Origin of the sequence: Mycobacterium sp. 050128, from assembly GCF_036409155.1 — a bacterium.
Taxonomy (GTDB): domain Bacteria; phylum Actinomycetota; class Actinomycetes; order Mycobacteriales; family Mycobacteriaceae; genus Mycobacterium.
The window spans coordinates 90,479-108,710 of the sequence record NZ_JAZGLW010000004.1 but is presented as its reverse complement, the minus strand read 5'-3'; the positions used below and the strand labels follow the sequence as shown (position 1 = coordinate 108,710).

General features: G+C 67.1%; 20 protein-coding genes and 1 pseudogene. 8 read left to right on the top strand and 13 right to left on the bottom strand.

The window, feature by feature from the left end; translation table 11 throughout:
* The first annotated feature begins 46 nt into the window (after window positions 1-46).
* From SKC41_RS23895 to SKC41_RS23880, 4 genes are all read left to right on the top strand, one after another.
* Window positions 47-715 carry a fasciclin domain-containing protein gene (locus SKC41_RS23895; RefSeq protein WP_330980178.1) on the top strand — a complete coding sequence of 223 codons (669 nt, stop codon included), beginning with the start codon at window positions 47-49 and terminating at the stop codon, window positions 713-715.
* Between the two features lie 127 nt (window positions 716-842).
* A complete protein-coding gene (locus tag SKC41_RS23890; protein ID WP_330980177.1) occupies window positions 843-2,582 on the top strand; it encodes a cytochrome c biogenesis protein DipZ in 1,740 nt (579 codons plus the stop codon).
* A gap of 131 nt (window positions 2,583-2,713) precedes the next feature.
* Entirely contained in the window at window positions 2,714-3,289 is a 576-nt protein-coding gene (locus tag SKC41_RS23885) for a fasciclin domain-containing protein (RefSeq protein ID WP_330980590.1), read from the top strand.
* 235 nt (window positions 3,290-3,524) lie between these two features.
* Window positions 3,525-3,779, top strand: coding sequence for a DUF2631 domain-containing protein (locus SKC41_RS23880; protein WP_330980176.1), 255 nt, complete (start codon window positions 3,525-3,527; stop codon window positions 3,777-3,779).
* 14 nt (window positions 3,780-3,793) lie between these two features.
* On the opposite strand, the gene SKC41_RS23875 is transcribed toward SKC41_RS23880, so the two are convergent.
* From SKC41_RS23875 to pyrH, 6 genes are all read right to left on the bottom strand, one after another.
* Entirely contained in the window at window positions 3,794-4,651 is an 858-nt protein-coding gene (locus SKC41_RS23875; RefSeq protein ID WP_330980175.1) for a cytochrome c biogenesis CcdA family protein, read from the bottom strand.
* Window positions 4,648-5,160, bottom strand: coding sequence for a protein disulfide oxidoreductase (locus SKC41_RS23870; protein ID WP_330980174.1), 513 nt, complete (start codon window positions 5,158-5,160; stop codon window positions 4,648-4,650). Before SKC41_RS23870 ends, SKC41_RS23875 begins: the two co-directional genes overlap by 4 nt.
* 57 nt (window positions 5,161-5,217) lie before the next feature.
* On the bottom strand, window positions 5,218-6,333 hold the full coding sequence (gene rlmN / locus SKC41_RS23865) for a 23S rRNA (adenine(2503)-C(2))-methyltransferase RlmN (protein ID WP_330980173.1): 1,116 nt from the start codon (window positions 6,331-6,333) through the stop codon (window positions 5,218-5,220).
* Window positions 6,334-6,365: 32 nt separating this feature from the next.
* A complete protein-coding gene (locus SKC41_RS23860; RefSeq protein ID WP_330980172.1) occupies window positions 6,366-7,289 on the bottom strand; it encodes a phosphatidate cytidylyltransferase in 924 nt (307 codons plus the stop codon).
* Window positions 7,290-7,311: 22 nt separating this feature from the next.
* Window positions 7,312-7,869, bottom strand: a complete 558-nt coding sequence (gene frr / locus SKC41_RS23855) for a ribosome recycling factor (RefSeq protein WP_330980171.1) — start codon at window positions 7,867-7,869, stop codon at window positions 7,312-7,314.
* Window positions 7,870-7,935: 66 nt separating this feature from the next.
* A complete protein-coding gene (gene pyrH / locus SKC41_RS23850) occupies window positions 7,936-8,721 on the bottom strand; it encodes a UMP kinase (protein ID WP_330980170.1) in 786 nt (261 codons plus the stop codon).
* Window positions 8,722-9,096: 375 nt separating this feature from the next.
* On the opposite strand from pyrH, the gene mbp1 reads away from it, so the two are divergent.
* Both mbp1 and SKC41_RS23840 read left to right on the top strand, forming a co-directional pair.
* Window positions 9,097-9,336, top strand: coding sequence for a microaggregate-binding protein 1 (mbp1, locus tag SKC41_RS23845; RefSeq protein WP_330980169.1), 240 nt, complete (start codon window positions 9,097-9,099; stop codon window positions 9,334-9,336).
* A gap of 247 nt (window positions 9,337-9,583) precedes the next feature.
* A complete protein-coding gene (locus SKC41_RS23840) occupies window positions 9,584-10,309 on the top strand; it encodes a response regulator transcription factor (RefSeq protein ID WP_330980168.1) in 726 nt (241 codons plus the stop codon).
* A 30-nt stretch (window positions 10,310-10,339) separates the two neighbouring features.
* Here the strand turns inward: SKC41_RS23840 and SKC41_RS23835 are convergent, their stop codons facing one another.
* The 3 genes from SKC41_RS23835 to SKC41_RS23825 all read right to left on the bottom strand — a co-directional run bounded on the left by SKC41_RS23835 (window position 10,340) and on the right by SKC41_RS23825 (window position 12,763).
* Window positions 10,340-11,278, bottom strand: coding sequence for a lysophospholipid acyltransferase family protein (locus tag SKC41_RS23835; protein WP_330980167.1), 939 nt, complete (start codon window positions 11,276-11,278; stop codon window positions 10,340-10,342).
* A gap of 143 nt (window positions 11,279-11,421) precedes the next feature.
* Window positions 11,422-11,991, bottom strand: coding sequence for an MPT63 family protein (locus SKC41_RS23830; protein ID WP_330980166.1), 570 nt, complete (start codon window positions 11,989-11,991; stop codon window positions 11,422-11,424).
* A gap of 298 nt (window positions 11,992-12,289) precedes the next feature.
* A complete protein-coding gene (locus SKC41_RS23825; RefSeq protein ID WP_330980165.1) occupies window positions 12,290-12,763 on the bottom strand; it encodes a DUF1942 domain-containing protein in 474 nt (157 codons plus the stop codon).
* Between the two features lie 201 nt (window positions 12,764-12,964).
* On the opposite strand from SKC41_RS23825, the gene SKC41_RS23820 reads away from it, so the two are divergent.
* On the top strand, window positions 12,965-13,384 hold the full coding sequence (locus SKC41_RS23820; RefSeq protein ID WP_330980164.1) for a MarR family winged helix-turn-helix transcriptional regulator: 420 nt from the start codon (window positions 12,965-12,967) through the stop codon (window positions 13,382-13,384).
* Between the two features lie 6 nt (window positions 13,385-13,390).
* On the opposite strand, the gene SKC41_RS23815 is transcribed toward SKC41_RS23820, so the two are convergent.
* The 3 genes from SKC41_RS23815 to rpsB are packed head-to-tail and all read right to left on the bottom strand — an operon-like array spanning window position 13,391 to window position 16,532.
* Complete coding sequence (locus SKC41_RS23815) at window positions 13,391-14,809, bottom strand: amidase (protein ID WP_330980163.1); 1,419 nt, start codon at window positions 14,807-14,809, stop codon at window positions 13,391-13,393.
* Between the two features lie 31 nt (window positions 14,810-14,840).
* Window positions 14,841-15,677 (bottom strand): translation elongation factor Ts, encoded by an 837-nt coding sequence (gene tsf, locus SKC41_RS23810; protein WP_330980162.1) that lies wholly within the window; start codon window positions 15,675-15,677, stop codon window positions 14,841-14,843.
* A 12-nt stretch (window positions 15,678-15,689) separates the two neighbouring features.
* Complete coding sequence (gene rpsB / locus SKC41_RS23805; RefSeq protein WP_330980161.1) at window positions 15,690-16,532, bottom strand: 30S ribosomal protein S2; 843 nt, start codon at window positions 16,530-16,532, stop codon at window positions 15,690-15,692.
* A 331-nt stretch (window positions 16,533-16,863) separates the two neighbouring features.
* Between rpsB and SKC41_RS23800 the strand changes: the two are divergent.
* Window positions 16,864-17,322 (top strand): annotated as a pseudogene (locus SKC41_RS23800) (M23 family metallopeptidase); the annotation flags it as partial.
* A 5-nt stretch (window positions 17,323-17,327) separates the two neighbouring features.
* Here the strand turns inward: SKC41_RS23800 and SKC41_RS23795 are convergent.
* A complete protein-coding gene (locus tag SKC41_RS23795; protein WP_330980160.1) occupies window positions 17,328-18,224 on the bottom strand; it encodes a tyrosine recombinase XerC in 897 nt (298 codons plus the stop codon).
* Window positions 18,225-18,232: the final 8 nt, after the last annotated feature.

The following is an 18,232-nucleotide window of genomic DNA, read 5'->3' as shown; positions in this document are numbered from 1 at the left end:
ACGGAGATGGCGGCCGCGGCCGCCGAAACAAAGGAATCGAAACGCAATGACGAATGTTCAGGCCAAGACAGTCGCGGCGGCCAGCCTGGCTGCGATCGCGATAGTGGGTTTCTCGGGGTGTTCGAGCAACAAACCCGCAGCTCAAAGCTCGACCAGCTCGAGCGTTGCGACCAGCAGCATGGCGGCGCCGGTGACCACGTCCGCCTCGGCCGACCCGGCGGCGGACCTGATCGGGCCCGGGTGCTCGGCATATGCCTCGCAGAACCCCAGCGGCCCCGGATCGGTTGCGGGGATGGCGCAGGATCCCGTCGCGACGGCGGCGTCGAACAACCCGATGCTGAGCACCCTGACCTCGGCGCTGTCCGGCAAGCTCAACCCACAGGTGAACCTGGTCGAGACCCTCAACAACGGCCAGTACACGGTGTTCGCTCCCACTAACGCCGCGTTCGACAAGCTTCCGGCGGCCACTCTCGACAAGCTCAAGACCGACGCCGCCCTGCTCAAAAGCATCCTGACCTACCACGTGGTGCAGGGTCAGCTGAGTCCGGCAAAAGTCGATGGCGCCCACGCGACGCTGCAGGGCGCTAACGCGACGGTGACCGGCCAAGGAAACGACCTGAAGGTGAACGACGCGGGCCTGGTGTGCGGCGGGGTGCACACCGCCAACGCGACCGTGTACATGATCGACACGGTGCTGATGCCGCCGAATCAGTAGCCTTCTGACGCGGTAATGGCTAGGCAGTCGGGCTCGTGGGCTGCCTAGCCATTCGCGTGTCGTCAGGACGGCGAAAATGCTTGGCGGCCAAACCGATCCAGCACGGTGGTGGCAACGAATACCGAGCATGTTGACGCTCGCGCTGGTTGGCCTCCTCGGCGGTCTCATCACCGGAATATCACCGTGCATCCTGCCGGTGCTTCCGGTGATCTTCTTCTCGGGAACGCAAACCTCCACCGAGCAGCCGCCGGAAACCGAAGGCGCCGTGGCGGTCAAGGCGAAGCGGACTCTGTCAGCGACGTTGCGTCCCTACCGGGTGATCGGCGGCCTGGTGCTGAGTTTCAGCGTGGTCACATTGCTGGGTTCGGCATTGTTGTCGGCGCTGCACCTGCCGCTGGACACCATCCGCTGGGTGGCCCTGGCCGCCCTGGTGGCGATCGGCGTCGGCCTGATCTCTCCCCGATTCGAACAGCTGCTGGAGCGACCGTTCTCCCGCCTCCCCCAGAAGCAAATAGTCACTCGGGGAAGAGGTTTCGGGCTAGGGCTGGCGCTGGGCGTGTTGTACGTCCCCTGTGCCGGTCCGGTCCTCGCCGCGATCGTGGTGGCCGGCGCCACTGCGACTATCGGCGTGGCGACGATAGTGCTGACCGGCGCATTCGCGCTGGGCGCCGCCCTGCCGCTGCTGTTCTTCGCGCTGGCCGGCCAACGGGTGGCCGAGCGGGTAAAGGCCTTCCGAAGCCGGCAGCGCGAGATCCGCATCGCCGCAGGCATTGTGACGATCCTGCTCGCGGTGGCGTTGGTGTTCGATCTGCCGGCCGTGCTGCAGCGGGCGATTCCCGATTACGCCGGGTCGCTGCAGCAGAAAATCGGCGGCTCCGAGCAGATACGGGAAAAGCTGAATCTCGGCGGCATCGTCACCGACCAGAACGCCCAACTGTCGAACTGCAGCAACGGCGGCACTACGCTCGAGAACTGCGGTCCCGCGCCCGATCTCAAAGGGATAACCGGCTGGCTGAACACACCCGGCGGTGCGCCGATCGCCCTGGATTCGTTGCGCGGCAAAGTCGTGCTGGTCGACTTCTGGGCGTATTCCTGCATCAATTGCCAACGCGCCATCCCCTATGTCGTCGGCTGGTACCGGGCATACCAGGACAGCGGTTTGGTGGTCCTCGGCGTGCACACCCCCGAGTACGCGTTCGAGAGGGTCCCGGACAACGTCACCAAAGGCGCGGCGGATCTGGGCATCACGTACCCGGTCGCGCTGGACAACGGCTACTCCACCTGGACGAACTACCGCAACCGGTACTGGCCGGCCGAATACCTGATCGACGCCCACGGCACCGTGCGGCACATCAAGTTCGGCGAGGGCGACTACGACGTCACCGAGGGCCTGATCAGGCAGTTGCTCACCGATGCCGATCCCGGCGTCAAGCTGCCCAAACCTGTGGACGCCGCCGACACCACCCCGAAGGCCAGGCTGACCCCGGAGACGTACTTCGCGGTCGGCAAGGTCGTCAACTACGGCGGCGCCGGCGGGTACGACGAAGGGGCGGCGACCTTCGATTACCCGCCGACCCTGGCGGCCGACAAGTTCGCCTTAAGGGGCCCGTGGTCGCTCGACTATCAGGGCGCGACGGCAGACGGCGACAACTCGGCCGTCAAACTCAACTACCACGCCAAAAACGTCTACATCGTCGTCGGCGGCACCGGGAACCTCACGGTGGTGCGCGACGGAAAAGCCGCGACGTTGCCGATCAGCGGGCCGCCGACCGCCCACCAGATTGTCGGCGGTGACCAGGTGGGATCGGGATCGCTTGAGGTGCAACCCAGCAAGGGACTCCAAGTATTTTCCTTCACCTACGGCTGAACCTCTCACGGTGATCGGTTGCTGTGTCCAATCCGGAACCCCGTTTGCTCCGAAGAACTCAGGTAGGGATTCGGCGGGAGGGGCCTCAGGGCCGTCCCGACAGTCAATTTGAGGAGTGAACGGTGACGAATATGCACAATCGAGTGGCGGCAACAAGCTTCGTGGCCGCTGGCATTCTGGGCTTGGCGGTAGCCATCTCCCCGACTGCTGCGGCGGCCGATTTGGTAGGACCGGGCTGCGCGGATTACGCGGCGGCCAACCCCAGCGGTCCCGCTTCGGTAGACGGGATGTCGCAGGTCCCGGTCGCAGTGGCGGCCTCGAACAATCCGCAACTGACAACGCTGACAGCAGCCTTGTCGGGCAAGCTCAACCCGCAGGTGAACCTGGTCGACACGCTCAACAACGGCCAGTACACGGTGTTCGCACCGACGGATGCCGCGTTCAACAAGTTGCCCGAGTCAACGATCGGCCAGCTGAAGACCGACGCGACGCTTCTCAAAAGCATACTGACCTACCACGTGGTGCAGGGTCAGTTGAGCCCAGCCAAGGTCGATGGCACACACCCCACGCTGCAGGGCGCCAGCACTACGGTGACCGGCCAAGGCAACTCCCTCAAGGTCAACAACGCCGCCGTGGTCTGCGGCGGGGTGCCCACCGCCAACGCGACGGTGTACATGATCGACACGGTGCTGATGCCTCCGTCGTAGGAGTCCGCTGCACGCCGGCCTCTGCCGGTCGGCGAACTGCTACTGCGGCGCCGAGATCAACGTCAGCGCGCTGTCCTCTCGGACTTTCCCGCGCCAGCGTCGGTCTCGGCGCCGTGGCACTTCACCTGGCGCCGGGCCGTCGATAAGCCACTGACCCGCCCACGACCAACCGACCCGTGCCAGAATGTCAGGGCAGTATCCGTCTGAATTCAGCCCAGATCCGAAGGGAATCGCCGTGGCCAGTACCGAGGTGGAGCACTACAACGGCGTCGACCCGGCCGAGGTGCCCTCCGCCGCGTGGGGGTGGAGCAAGATCAACACCCGCACCTGGCACGGCTTCGGCATCTTCGGCGTCATCTTCCTGCTGGCCATGCTGCGCGGCAATCACGTCGGGCACGTCGAGGACAACTTCCTGATCGGTTTCGCGGTCCTGGCGCTCTTCATCCTGATCCGCGACATGTGGGGCCGCCGGCGCGGCTGGATCCGCTAGCGACCGGCCAGCGCTCAGCGCCGCGCCCGTCGGTGCCAGGCGCTCAGCAGCGCGGCGCCCACCAGCGCGACCAACGCCACCAGCCACGGCCAGACGCCATGCTGATGCACCCATCCGGCCAACACACCCTGTAGCCGCCCGGCCGCCAGAATCACCGCATCCCGGGGATCCGCCGTGGTGTTCAGCAGCCGCAACTCGTAGCAGCCGTAGTAGCCGACGTACAGCCCGACCAGCACCAGCAACGCGCCGCCGATCCGGTTGACGAACGGCAGGATGCGTCGCAGCCGATCGGCCAGCGCCGTGCTCGCGGTCGCGGCGGCAACGGCGAGCACGCCGACGACCAGCGTCAGGCCCGCGACGTAGGCCAGATAGATGGACACGCCCGTGACGACCGAGCCGCTGCGCAGGCCCGCGGCGGTGACCGCCAGAAACGGCCCGATCGTGCACGACAGCGAGGCGATCGCGTAACTGATGCCGTAGCCGTACATGCCCGCCAGTCCCTTCGGCGCCCACCGCGGTCCCAGCGCCCGGGGAGTCAGCGCGGTCAGTTCCCGACCAGAGAGCAGCCAAATCCCAAGCGCGACAAGCACAACGCCGATCACGACGGTCGCGTACGGCAGGTATCGCTGCACCGTCGTGGCCGCCGAGATGGTCAGCGCACCGAACAATCCGAACACCGTCAGAAAGCCGAGCGCCATGCCGGCGGTGGCAGCCAGCGCGCGTCCCACCCCGCCCATCGGGCCGCGACGTTCTCCGGTGCGCTGGCCGCGCACCACCAGCACCAGATAGGCGGGCAGCATCGCGAACCCGCACGGGTTCACCGCGGCCACCAACCCGGCGGCGAATGCCAGACCGACGAGGCCCTGGTTCACTTCAGCGCGGCCACCCGACCGGCCAGTTCCTGCTGGGGCATCGCCGAGGTGGGGTTGTTGACGAACGTCGAACTGCCGTCCGCCCGGTAGAACACGTAGGCCGGCTGCCAGGGCACGTTGTAGCGCGCCCAGATCGAGCCGTCGGCGTCGTTGAGGTTGGTGAAGTTCAGGCCGTATTTGGAGACGAAGGCCTGCTCCGCGCCGGGGTCGGAGTGACCGGCGATGCCGACGAAGGTGACACCGGGATTGGCGGCCGCGACCTGGGCCACTCCGGGAGCTTCGGCGTTGCAGAACGGGCAGAACGGCGCCCAGAACCACAGCACCGCCGGTTTCCCCTGCAGGCTGGCACCGTTGAACGGCGCCCCGCTCAACGTGGTTCCGGTGAACTGCAGCCGGTCGTCGGCGGCCTGCGCCCGCGGTGCGGCGGCCGATATCAGGACCGCCGCGACAAGGCCCGTCATGATGGCCGCGGCAAACATCTTGAAGCGTGAGAAAAAGCGAATCGTCATGCCAAACCCCCTTTGCTGGACTGTTACCTCACAACACGGCGTAGGGCCGTGCCCGGTTCAGCGCCGCGGCTTCCCGCCTTCGGCGGCCAGCTGTCCACAGGCGGCGCTGATCTCGCGGCCCCGGGTGTCTCGGACCGTGCACGAGACGCCTTTCGCCCGGACTCGCCGGACGAATTCGCGCTCGACGTCTTTAGGGCTGGCGTCCCAATCGCTGCCCGGAGTCGGGTTGAGCGGGATCAGGTTCACATGCACCAGCGGCCCGAGCGCGCCGTGCAGTCGCTTGCCCAGCAGGTCGGCGCGCCAGGGCTGGTCGTTGACGTCGCGAATCAGCGCATACTCGATCGACACCCGCCGGCCCGTCACGTCGCCGTAGTATCGCGCGGCGTCGAGCGCCTCGCTGATCTTCCACCGGTTGTTGACCGGAACCAGCGTGTCGCGCAGCTCGTCGTCCGGAGCGTGCAGCGACAACGCCAGCGTCACGCCCAGCCGTTCGTCGGCGAGCTTGCGGATCGCCGGGGCCAGGCCGACCGTCGACACCGTCACCGAGCGGGCCGAGATGCCGAAGCCGTGCGGCGGTGCCTCGGTGATGCGCCGCACCCCGGCCACCGCCCGGGCGTAGTTGGCCAGCGGCTCCCCCATCCCCATGAACACCACGTTCGACAGCCGGTCACCGAACTCGTCGCGCAACGCCACCGCGGCGGCCCGCACCTGTTCGGTGATCTCGGCGGTCGACAGGTTGCGCGTCAATCCGCCCTGGCCGGTCGCACAGAACGGACACGCCATGCCGCAACCCGCCTGCGACGAGATGCACACGGTGTTGCGCTGCGGATAGCGCATCAGGACCGACTCGAACGTGGTGCCGGCAGGGTCGTTGACGGCCCGCCACAACGTCTTTCGCGTCTGCCCCGCGTCGCAGGTGATTTCCCGTGCGACGCTCAGCAGGTTCGGGAACATCGTCTCGGCGATCACGTCGCGCACGGCCGCCGGAAGGTCGGTCATCTGCCGCGGATCGGCGATCAACCGGCCGTAGTACTGGTGCGCGAGCTGCTTGGCCCGAAACGCCGGCAAGCCGAGCTCCTCGACGGCAGACGCCCGGCCTTCCGCGTCAAGGTCAGCGAGGTGCCGCGGCGGCTTTCCCGCCCGCGGCTCTCCGAACACCAATTGTTGGGCCATGTTCTGTCCAGTATCGGCTAGCGGCGGGCCGCCTAGGGAACCAAGGTGAGCACGATCCAGGCCGCGACGGCCGACGGCAGCACTCCGTCGAGCCGGTCCATCAGGCCGCCGTGGCCGGGGAGCAGTCGGCCCATGTCCTTGATGCCGAGGTCCCGCTTCACCTGCGACTCCACCAGGTCACCGAGCGTGCAGGTGAGCACCAGGATGAGACCCAGCAGCGCGCCGATCCACGCTGGTTTGCCCGCCAAGAGGGTCGCGGTCAGGATCGCCGCGGAAATCCCGAAGACCAGGGAGCCGGTGAATCCCTCCCAGGACTTCTTCGGGCTGATCGTCGGGACCAGCGGATGCTTGCCGAAGAGCGCCCCGACGGCATATCCACCGGTGTCGGAAGCGACGACGGTGACCATCAGACAGAACACCCGTCCCGCGCCGTCGGGGGGATAGACCAGCAGGACGCCGAAGGAGGCGAACAGCGGGACCCAGGCGGCCAGGAAGACGGTGGCTGAGGCGTCGCGCAGGTAGTTCGACGATGAGCCGGCGGGCGACGGACTGCGGCTGGGATCCGGCATGAACAAGCGCCAGACATTGCAGACCACCACGGTGGCGGCAAAGCCGGCCAGAGCGCCGGCGGCGTGGTACGGCCAGGTCAGCCAGACGGTGACCTGGCCACCGACCAGCAGCGGGATGACCGCGATGACATACCCGGCTTCGCGCAGCCGTCGCACCACCTCGTGGGTGGCAACGAGAATCGCGATGGCCACGATGAGCACCCAGAAGCGCGGAGCGAAGACCAGCGTCGCGACGAGCAGCCCGCCGATCGCCGCGCCGACCGCGATCGCCGCGGGCAGGTCGCGTCCGGCCCTCGACGTCTTCTTGCCGGGTTTCTGCAGGGTGCCCTTCGCCACCCGCGCCGGCTCGTCGGGCGGGGTGCCGGTGCCGGCATCGGAGGTTGCCACTGACTCGGTTGCTGAGCGGCCCCTAGACCTCCAGCAGCTCGCCTTCTTTGTGCTTGACCAGGTCGTCGATCTGGTTGACGTAGTGCTGGGTGGTTTTGTCCAGGTCCTTCTCGGCGCGGCCGACCTCATCCTCGCCGGCCTCCCCGTCCTTGCGAATCCGGTGCAGTTCTTCCATCGACTTGCGGCGGATGTTGCGCACCGAAACCTTCGCGTCTTCGCCCTTGCCCTTGGCCTGTTTGACCAGCTCGCGGCGGCGTTCCTCGGTCAGCTGCGGTACCGCCACCCGAATCAGGGTGCCGTCGTTGCTGGGATTCAACCCGAGGTCGGAGTTGCGAATCGCCGTCTCGATCGCGTGCAACTGGCCGGCCTCGTACGGCTTGATGACGACAAGCCGCGCCTCCGGGACGTTGATGCTGGCCAACTGGGTGATCGGCGTCGTCGTGCCGTAGTAGTCGATGACGATCCGGGAGAACATGCCCGGATTGGCGCGGCCGGTCCGGATGGTTGACAAGTCGTCACGGGCCACGGATACGGCCTTCTCCATTTTCTCTTCAGCGTCGAAGAGAGCCTCATCGATCATCTGCGCCACTCCTCTTCATCGCTGCGGTCTGCATCGTCGCAGTCGCGGATCATCTGCGTCTTCCCCTCAAGTGGTGACTAGCGTTCCGATCTTCTCACCAGCGACCGCCCGCGCGATATTGCCGCTAGTCAGCAGGTTGAACACCAGGATCGGCATGCCATTGTCCATACAGAGGCTGAACGCGGTGGCATCGGCCACCCGCAGCCCCCGGTCGATGACTTCCCGGTGGCTGATGGCGGTGAGCAACTCCGCGTCGGGATTCACCCGCGGATCCTCGGTGAACACGCCATCGACCGCCTTGGCCATCAGGACCACGTCGGCGCCGATCTCCAGCGCGCGCTGCGCGGCCGTGGTGTCCGTGGAGAAGTATGGCAGCCCCATGCCGGCGCCGAAGATGACCACGCGGCCCTTCTCCAGATGACGGACGGCCCGCAGCGGGATGTAGGGCTCGGCGACCTGGCCCATCGTGATCGCGGTCTGAACGCGGGTGTCGATGCCTTCCTTCTGCAGGAAGTCTTGCAGCGCAAGGCTGTTCATCACGGTGCCGAGCATGCCCATGTAGTCCGAGCGGGCGCGCTCCATACCGCGCTGCTGTAGTTGCGCACCCCGGAAGAAGTTGCCGCCACCGATCACGACGGCGACCTGTACGCCGTCGCGGACCACCTCGGCGATCTGGCGGGCTACCTGCGCCACCACATCGGGATCCAGCCCGACCTGGCCGCCGCCGAACATCTCGCCGCCCAGCTTGAGCAACACACGCGAATACTTGGCGCGCGGCTGGCTGCAGGGTGGTCCGTCGTCGGATGACGATGTCGGCACGCCGTTAGTGCTGGTGGGCTCGGGCTGCGTCATCAGACTCCTCGCATGACAGTGCCATCCCAGGCTTGGCGGCACGGTGACCCCCCACCCGGAACGGCAGTTCACATCCTGCCCCATCGCAGCACAATCTGGCGCCAGCGGGGTGGATTATTTGCGCGGACGGCGAGCCACGCCGCGGCCGTGAGCCGTCGGCGCAGGTCACGCCCGGATGCGACGCCGTCGCGACTTTGCTTCCGGCGTCGAATGTTTGAGCTCGCGACGGCCTGGGAATCCGCATCAACGCGGTGGGGAAATCTGCGGTCTTGAAAAGCAGGGCCGAACACGCCGTATGCCGGAAGCGATCGGTAGCCGCTCGCACGAGTGCATCAGTCGCTGATCCCTGGAACGCCCCTGAGGAGGAATTAATTCATGGCGGACAACGAAAACTCTGGACCCGCGGAAGCCGTCAAGGGCGTCGTGGAAGACGTCAAGGGCAAGGTCAAGGAGGCCGCCGGCGCGCTGGCCGGCCGCGACGACCTCACCCGCGAAGGCCAGGCCCAGCAGGACAAGGCGGAGGCCCAGCGTGACGCGGCCAAGAAGGAAGCCGAAGCCGAGGCCGCACGCGGCGCCGCGGAGGTAGCCGAGCAGCGCCAGAAGGCCAACCAATAGCTTGTTTGAAGGATGGGTCCGGCCCGTTTTGACGGGCCGGACCCGTCGACTTTCGGGGCTGTTGTGGTCCCATCCAGGGCAGAACCACCTCCAGTAACCGCCCACTTCAACGCGCAATCGCGCGACCATGAGCAAAAAAGAAGGCATAGTTAACTCCCGAATGGGGTACTCAGCGCTGCGCTGGCGGACATCTCCCTGAGGTGCCGAAGCGGTCGGGGGCGACGACAGACCCTCATGAGGTTTGGAGATGTCTTTGGATGTGCTACTGCTTTCCAATGCCGACGATTTCGCATCGGCATTACCCACTCTCGAATCGTTGACACAAACGATCCGTCGCGCGTCCCTCTCCGACCAGCTCGACAGACATCACGACAGCGCTGACGTGGCGATCATCGATGCACGCACCGACTTGGCGGCGGCCCGCAGCGCTTGCCGCGGCCTTACGGCCAGCACGCCGGCCATCGCGGTGGTGGCCGTCGTCGCCCCCGCGCACTTCGCGTCGGTGGACGTGGACTGGCGCATCGACGATGTGATGTTGCCGGCCACCGGCGTCGACGAGCTCGAGGCGCGATTGCGCCTGGCGATCAAGCGACGCCGCAGCGCGGTGGACGGCTGCTTGAAGTTTGGTGACCTCATCCTGCACCCGGCGAGTTTTACCGCATCCCTGTGCGGCCGGGATCTCAGCCTGACGGTTACCGAATTCAGATTGCTGAATTTCCTTGTGCAACATGCCGGTCGGGCGTTCAGCCGCACCCGGCTGATGCACGAGGTGTGGGGCTACGACGCCAACGGCCGCGTCCGCACCGTTGACGTTCACGTGCGACGGCTACGCGCAAAGCTGGGGCCCGAACATGAATCGATGGTCGACACCGTGCGCGGCGTGGGTTACATGGCGGTGACGCCACCGCATCCGCAGTGGATCGTCAACGACGCCGCTGCGAGCCCGGACCTCAACGGCCGCAGTCACCACTGACTCGCGTTGCGGTTCAATCACTTTCGAATCTCACCCGAACAGCGGTAGCGCACGCTTGCGGGCCAGCGCGTCCATACCCTGCTGGATGCCGTCTTGGACCTCCCGGTACTTTGCGTCGACGTAATCGTCGTCCTCGGCACGCGCGGGATCGTGATCCAGCTGCACCGCCGGCATGAACCGCGTCCTGATCTTGGCGGGCAACGGCAACTGCGGAAGCGCGGCCGGCGCGATACCCCACGGCAGCGAGACCGCCACCGGAAAGACCTTGAGCCGCAACAGTCGGTCGAGTCGCAACGCCTTGGACAGCCGGTCACCGCGGATCAGCACCGGCATCGCGTCCGCGCCGCCGACCGTGGCGATCGGCACTATCGGCACGCCGGCGCGAATCGCCATCTTCACGAAGCCTTTGCGCCCAGCCAGGTTGGCGCGGTCACGTTCGACCCAGGGCCGCAGCGAATCCACTTCTCCGCCAGGCCATAGCGCCACGTCTCGGCCCTCGGCCAGCGCGGTGGCGATGGCGTCGGGGGCGGCCGGAAGCACACCCATCGACCGGAAGTAACGACCGAAGAGCGGGATCGCCATCAACGCGTCGTGGGCGGTGCCATGCAACGTGCGGTCCGGGCCGAAGCGCCGCCACCATTGCAGGCCGACCGTCCACGCATCCCAGACGAACGGTGCGCCGGAGTGAATTCCGACCAGGAGCGCCGGGGGCTGCTCGGGGATGTTCTCCCAGCCGTCGATCTCCATCCGAAACCAGTAGTCGACCAACAGGTTCCAAGCGAACTTCTGGCGTTGCAGCGTGGATTCGTCTTGGCCGCGCAGATCCCACTGTGCGGCCCGCTGCGCCACCCAGCCGCTCAATCCACCGCGCTGAGCGTCGCGCTTTTCCTCCATCGCCTCGCGGGCCTGTTCGGCATGCTCTTGAGCTTGTTCGCGTACCGCGGCCGGGCGGTGATCTGTGTAACCCATTTCTGCCGTGTACCCCGTTGAGCCGCAGGTAATTCGGTGAATTACCCGGCGAAAAACCTGGGCAATCCGCTATCCACGCAGAACTCCCCGCGCCACGGTGTGTGGCGCGGGGAGTTCTTCAGCAACTAGGCCCCAGCCGGGGCTTAGGTGTTCGCGCGCGCGTTCGGCGCCGGGGCCGGGAGCTGACCCGGTGCCGGGGTGGTGTTCGGTGCCGCACCCGGCTCCGAGCCACCCTGAACGTTCGACGTCCAGATCAGGATGTCCTGGGTGCCCTCGTTGTAGACGACGCCGTTCGGCGGTGCGCCGGTCACGTCGAAGTACAGCGTGCCGGTCGACTCGCTGCCCTGCGGGATCGGCGCCGGGTTCAGGCTGCCCGGTGCCCCGACCTTGTCGATCACCCGGTAGTTCTGGCCGTTGGGCCCACGGGCGACGAAGTCGTTCACCATCGGGGTGACCAGCCCGCCATCCGACCGGGCCGTGACGTCCGCCTGGTACAGCGTGCCCTTCGGCGTGTAGCCCGGAATCGCCACATTGCTCGGCTGCAGGTTGCTCACCGTGTAGTTGGTGATCAGCGGCCCAGCGACGAGCTGCTGGCTGGTGCCGAAGCCCTGGATGTTGGGCGCCGCAGCCGCCGTCGCCGCGGTGAAAGCGCTGACAGCAGCAATACCGGCGGCTCCGATCACCGATTTCATAGCATTAGAAGTGAACTTCATTGCTAAATACCTCTCAGTCCAATCGTTACCATTGTTTGCCTGCGATGATTTCCCCCCGGCACGGGTTATCGCCGCACCATTGCCGCATAGCCAATCCCCGCCAGCCCCAAACATCAGGGCGCTGAAATGCAGAAACACCGTCGCTCGTCAGCACAAATCAATTCGCCACAGAATGCGCACACACCTCAAAAGATAAATTCAGCCCCAAATGCCACGGTCGAGTTCTACCACCCAGACGAAAGTTCCCCGCGCGTAAATGGCGCGGGGAACTTCGTTGCGAATTCGCGGCTCGAGCAGGCTAAACGTGACGCGTCCAGACGAGGAAATCGTCGTCGTAATCGGTGTACACCACGCCGACCGGGCGCTGACCGGTCACGTCGAAGTACAGCTCGCCGGTCCTCTGTTGGCCTTGGTCGATCGGGCTGGGATCGAGGCCGTTGGGAACCGGTCCCTTGTTGAGGACCGGGTAGACCGTGCCGTTGAAGGCCCTGGCCGCGAAGCGAGAGATCTGCGGCTGGACCGTTCCGGCATCCGACTTCGCCGTCACATCGGCTTGATAGAGCTGTCCGGCGGGCCGGAATCCCGGTAAAACCGCGTCGCTCGGCCGCAGATTGGTCACCGTGTAGTCGGTGATCAGTGGGCCATCGACGGCCTGTTCGGTCGCTCCAAAGCTCTGCACGTTGGCGCCGGCAGGGCCGGCGGTGAAGATGCTCGCCCCGGCAATCCCCGCGGCGCACAGGGCCGCTTTCACTGTCGTGGTGGTGAATGTCATTGTTACCTCCTAGCTCTCGCGTCTGGCCACTGAAGATGGCGGTACCCGTCGACGTCCGCACGCCAAACGACGCGGCGCGGTGCGAGCACCGAATTGACGCGACGTTCAAGCACGTGTTACTTGGTATTCGCCGCCGCGCCATCGCCCCTCTTTGGCCGTGCTTACGCCGACCCGCCGCGCGGATATGTCACTATCGCTGACGTGGGTGCGACAGAAGATGCTCCGCTCGGCTACCTGCTCTACCGGGTGGGAGCCGTGCTGCGACCCGAAGTTTCGGCCGTGTTGCGTCCGCTCGGCCTGACGCTCCCCGAATTCGTTTGTCTGAGAATACTTTCCATGTCGCCCGGGCTGTCCAGCGCCGAGCTGTCCCGCAGCACCAACGTCACGCCGCAGGCGATGAACACGGTGCTGCGCAGGCTGGAAGAGGTTGAGGCGGTGGAACGGCCGACGTCGGTGTCCTCCGGGCGTGCGCTGCCGGCCACCCTGACCAGTTCGGGGCGCACGCTGCTCAAACGCGCGGAAGCCGCGGTCCGCAACGCCGATGACCGCATCTTGGCCAAGCTGACCGCGACGCAGCAGCGCGAGTTCAAGCGGATGCTGGAAAAGCTTGGGTCCGACTGACGCCGGTTATCCGGCCGCTTGGATCCGGGCCCACGGCCGCGCCTGTTCGAGTTCGTAGGCCAGTTCCAGCAGCAGCGCATCCTGCCCCAGGTCGGCGGCGAACATCATGCCGACGGGCATTCCGTCCGCGGATTGGGCCAGCGGCAATGAAATCGCCGGGTCTCCGGTGACGTTCTGCAGCGGCGTGAATGCCACCCAGTCGATCAGCCGGTCCATCACCTGCTGGTACTCGGTGGGTGCCAGGTGACCGACGCGCGGCGTCGGGTCGGCGAGCGTCGGGGTGAGCAGGGCGTCATAGGTTTGGTAGAACTCGGCGCTGCGCCGCCGCATTCTGCGCAGCCGGATGATCACCGCCGGCAGCCGGTGCAGGTTGCGGCCGGTGTGGCGCTCCAGGCCCAGCGTCAAGGCGTCCAGCCGGGTGCGGTCGAAGGTGTTGCCGAACACGCGCCGCCCGGTGCGCACCTGCATCAGCGCGAGAAATCCCCAGTACAAGATGAAGTCGTCGACGAAGCTGTCCGGCACCGGGTGATGGTCGATGTGTTCGACGCGGTGGCCCAGCTCTTCGAGTACCCCGGCGGTCTTGAGGGTCAGCTCCCGCACTTCCGGGCCGCACTCGCGCCGGACCGAGCCGGTGGCCACCGCGATCCGCAACCGCTGCCGGCCGGGCCCGGTGACGTCCCCGATGGGCGCCAGCTTGGCGTTGCGCCAGATGCGTTCGGCTTCCCGATAGAACGCCGCGGTGTCGCGCACGGAGCGGCTCAGCACGCCGTTTGCGACGATGCCCACCGGCATCCGGCGCAATTCCGCGTCAAGCGGCAGCCGGCCGCGCGACGGCTTGAGACCGACAATCCCGTTGCAGGCGGCCGGAATTCGAATCGAGCCGCCACCGTCGTTGGCGTGTGCGATCGGCACCACCCCGGCAGCGACGAACGCACCCGAGCCCGACGAGGAGGCCCCGGCCGTGTAGTCGGTGTCCCAAGGGTTGCGCACCGGCCCCAGGCGGGGATGCTCGGCGGCCGCGCTGAACCCGAACTCCGACATCTGCGTCTTGCCCAGCGACGTCGGCCCGGTGGCCAGATACACCTCGGTGAACTCGCCGTCGGCGACGGCATTGCGCGGGGCCCACGCGTCGGCACCGCGCATCGTCGGCTGCCCGGCGACGTCGACGTTGTCCTTGAGGAACGTCGGGACGCCTTCGAAAAACCGGGCAGAATCACTCGCGGGATTGGCCGACGCGGTCGCCCGTGCCTGCTCGAATGCCTTGTACGCCAAGCCGTTCAGCGCAGGGTTGACCGCCTCGGTGCGAGCGATCGCCGCCTCGACCACTTCGGTTCTGCCAACCCAGCCGGCCCGGATGGCCTCGGCCACGCCGGTAGCGTCGAGATCGCCGAGGGCGTCGTCACCGAAAGCGTCCACGCGTCGCATAGCACTGACGCTAGCCGCTCGGGTCTGTCGGCTAGGCCTGGCCTACCTCGAAGCGGACGAACCGGGTCACCGTGACGCCGGCCTCGTCGAGCAGCGCCTTGACGGTCTTCTTGTTGTCGGACACCGACGGCTGCTCGAGCAGCACCGCGTCCTTGAAGAAGCCGTTCAGCCGGCCCTCGACGATCTTGGGCAGCGCCTGCTCCGGCTTGCCTTCTTCTTTCGCGGTCTCCTCGGCGATGCGCCGCTCGCTGGCCACCACGTCCTCGGGCACGTCCTCGCGCGTGAGGTAGCGCGCCTTGAGCGCGGCGATCTGCAGCGCGACGGCGTGCGCGGCCTCGGCTTCTTTGGCACCGGCGCCGGTGTATTCGACCAGCACGCCGACGGCCGGCGGCAGGTCCGCGGCACGCTTGTGCAGGTAGGTCTCCACGGTGCCGTCGAAGAAGGCGGCCCGGCGCAGCTCCAGCTTTTCGCCGATCTTGGCGGACAGGTCGGCGACGGCCTGCTCGACCGTAGTCGTCGCCCCTCCCCCAGGAATGACAGCGGCCTTGAGCGCGTCGACGTCGGTCGACTTGGATTGCGCTGCCGCGGCGACGATTTCGTCGGCCAGCTGCTGGAACTCGGCGTTCTTGGCGACGAAGTCGGTCTCGCTGTTCAGCTCGATCAGCGCGCCGTCCTTGGCCGCGACCAGACCTTCGGCCGTGGCACGCTCGGCGCGCTTACCGACGTCCTTGGCACCCTTGATCCGGAGCGCCTCAACGGCCTTGTCGAAGTCGCCGTCGCTTTCGGCCAGTGCGTTCTTGCAGTCGAGCATGCCGGCACCGGTGAGCTCACGAAGACGCTTGACGTCGGCAGCGGTGAAGTTCGCCAATGGTCAGCCTTCCTACGAGGGGTCTGTTGTTTCGGTTGCAGCTCCAGCGGCGTCGGTGGTGGCTGTGGTGGTCGCGGTCGTGGTCGCCGAAGCGAGCAGCTCCTGCTCCCACTCGGCGAGCGGCTCGGCGGACTCCACCTCGGGCTTGCCGTCGCCGCGGCCGACGCCGGCACGCGCCTGCAGGCCCTCGGCGACCGCGGAGGCGATCACCTTGGTCAGCAGCGCCGCCGAGCGGATCGCGTCGTCGTTGCCCGGGATCGGGTAGTCGACCTCGTCGGGGTCGCAGTTGGTGTCCAGGATCGCGATGATCGGGATGTTCAGCTTGCGAGCCTCCGCGACCGCGAGATGCTCCTTGTTGGTGTCGACGACCCAGATCGCCGACGGCACCTTCGCCATGTCGCGGATACCGCCGAGGCTGCGCTCCAGCTTGTTCTTCTCGCGGGTCAGCATCAAGATTTCCTTCTTGGTGCGGCCCTCGAAGCCACCGGTCTGCTCCATCGCCTCGAGCTCCTTGAGGCGCTGCAGGCGCTTGTGCACGGTGGAGAAGTTGGTGAGCATGCCGCCCAGCCAGCGCTGGTTCACGTACGGCATGCCGACGCGGGTCGCTTCGGCGGCGACGGACTCCTGCGCCTGCTTCTTGGTGCCGACGAACAGCACGCTGCCACCGTGAGCGACGGTCTCCTTGACGAACTCGTACGCCTGGTCGATGAAGGTCAGCGTCTGCTGCAGATCGATGATGTAGATGCCGTTGCGGTCGGTGAAGATGAACCGCTTCATCTTGGGATTCCAGCGACGGGTCTGATGCCCGAAGTGGGTGCCGCTGTCAAGCAGCTGTTTCATGGTCACGACGGCCATGGTGATGCCATTCCTTTATGTCGGTTGTCGCCTGGCATCGGGTGAGGCCAGGCCCTAGCGCCTGCTGCGATGCCGGACCCTGTTACGGGACCGCCCGGCATGCGCTGCGAACTCCTAGTGGAACGGGAGACGCGAGGCAGACGCGCGAAGTCAGCCCGCGAACGAGCTGCGACGAGAAGTTTACACCGACTCAGCTGGTGGTTTTTCCAGCACGTGTCCACAGTGCTGCCCGCGTACACAGATTGGGCAAACGCGGGTGGCCGTGTCGTCGACGCCACGCTGAACTCATGGGGTGCGGTGGGTGGCGCTGATCGTGGGCATGACCTTGATCAGCGCAATCCCGGCGACCGCCGACCCCGACGTTTCCCAGGTCCGGCTGGACTGGCCGCTGCGGCCGGCTCCGGCCGTCGTGCGGGCTTTCGACGCGCCGTCGCCCAACTGGAAGCCCGGGCACCGCGGCGTGGACCTGGCCGGACGCGCAGGTCAGCCGGTGTACGCCGCCGGCAGCGCGACCGTGGTGTTCGCCGGACTACTGGCGGGACGGCCGGTGGTCGCCCTGGCTCACCCCGGCGGACTGCACACCAGCTACGAGCCGGTCCGGGCCGCGGTCCGAGTCGGCCAGCAGGTGAGCGCGCGAACGGTCATCGGCGAGCTGATCGCCGGGCACCCCGGCTGCCCGGCCGGCGGGGCCTGTCTGCATTGGGGAGCGATGTGGGGGCCGTCGTCGGGCGCCGGCTACGTCGATCCGCTGGGCCTGCTGAGGTCCACCGCGGTCCGGCTCAAACCGCTCGACGGCTAGGCCCGCGGGTGGGCCTGATCGTGCACCGCCCGCAACCGCGACACCGCGACATGGGTGTAGAGCTGGGTGGTCGCCAGGCTGGAATGGCCCAGCAGCTCCTGGACGACGCGCAGGTCGGCGCCGCCTTCCAGCAGATGCGTGGCCGCGCTGTGCCGCAGCCCGTGCGGGCCCATGTCGGGCGCGCCGTCCACCGCGGCGATCGTCTGGTGTACGACAGTGCGGGCCTGGCGCACATCCAGACGTCGGCCCCGCGCGCCCAGCAGCAGCGCCGGCCCGGAATCCGCGTTGGCCAGGGCGGGACGCCCGTCCGCCAGCCACGCCCGCAGCGCGTCGGCGGCCGGCACCCCGAACGGCGCGGTGCGCTGCTTGTTGCCCTTGCCCAGGACGCGCACCACCCGGTGACCGGTGTCCACGTCGTCGATGTCCAGGCCGCACAGCTCGCTCACCCGAATCCCGGTGGCGTACAACATCTCGACGATCAACCGATCCCGCAGTGCCAGCGGATCTCCTTGCTGGGCACCGGATTTCGCGGCGGCCATGGCGTCGAGCGCCTGATCCTGACGCAGCACCGACGGCAGCGTGCGATGCGCCTTGGGCACCTGCAGCCGGGCGGCCGGGTCGACGGTCAGCAGGCCGCGCCGCACCGCCCACGCGGTGAACCCCTTGACCGCCGAGGTGCGCCGCGCCAGCGTCGTGCGCGCGGCCCCGGCCACCGCCCCGGTGGACAGCCAGGTCCGCAGCAGCGGCAGGCTCAGCGCGTCCAGCGCCACCCCGCGGTTGTCGAGGAAGGCGAACAACGAGCGCAGGTCGCCCAGATACGCCCGACGCGTGTGCGCCGACCGGCCGCACTGCAAATTCAGGTACTCGTCGAACTCGTCGAGAATCGCCTGCACTCCCCCAC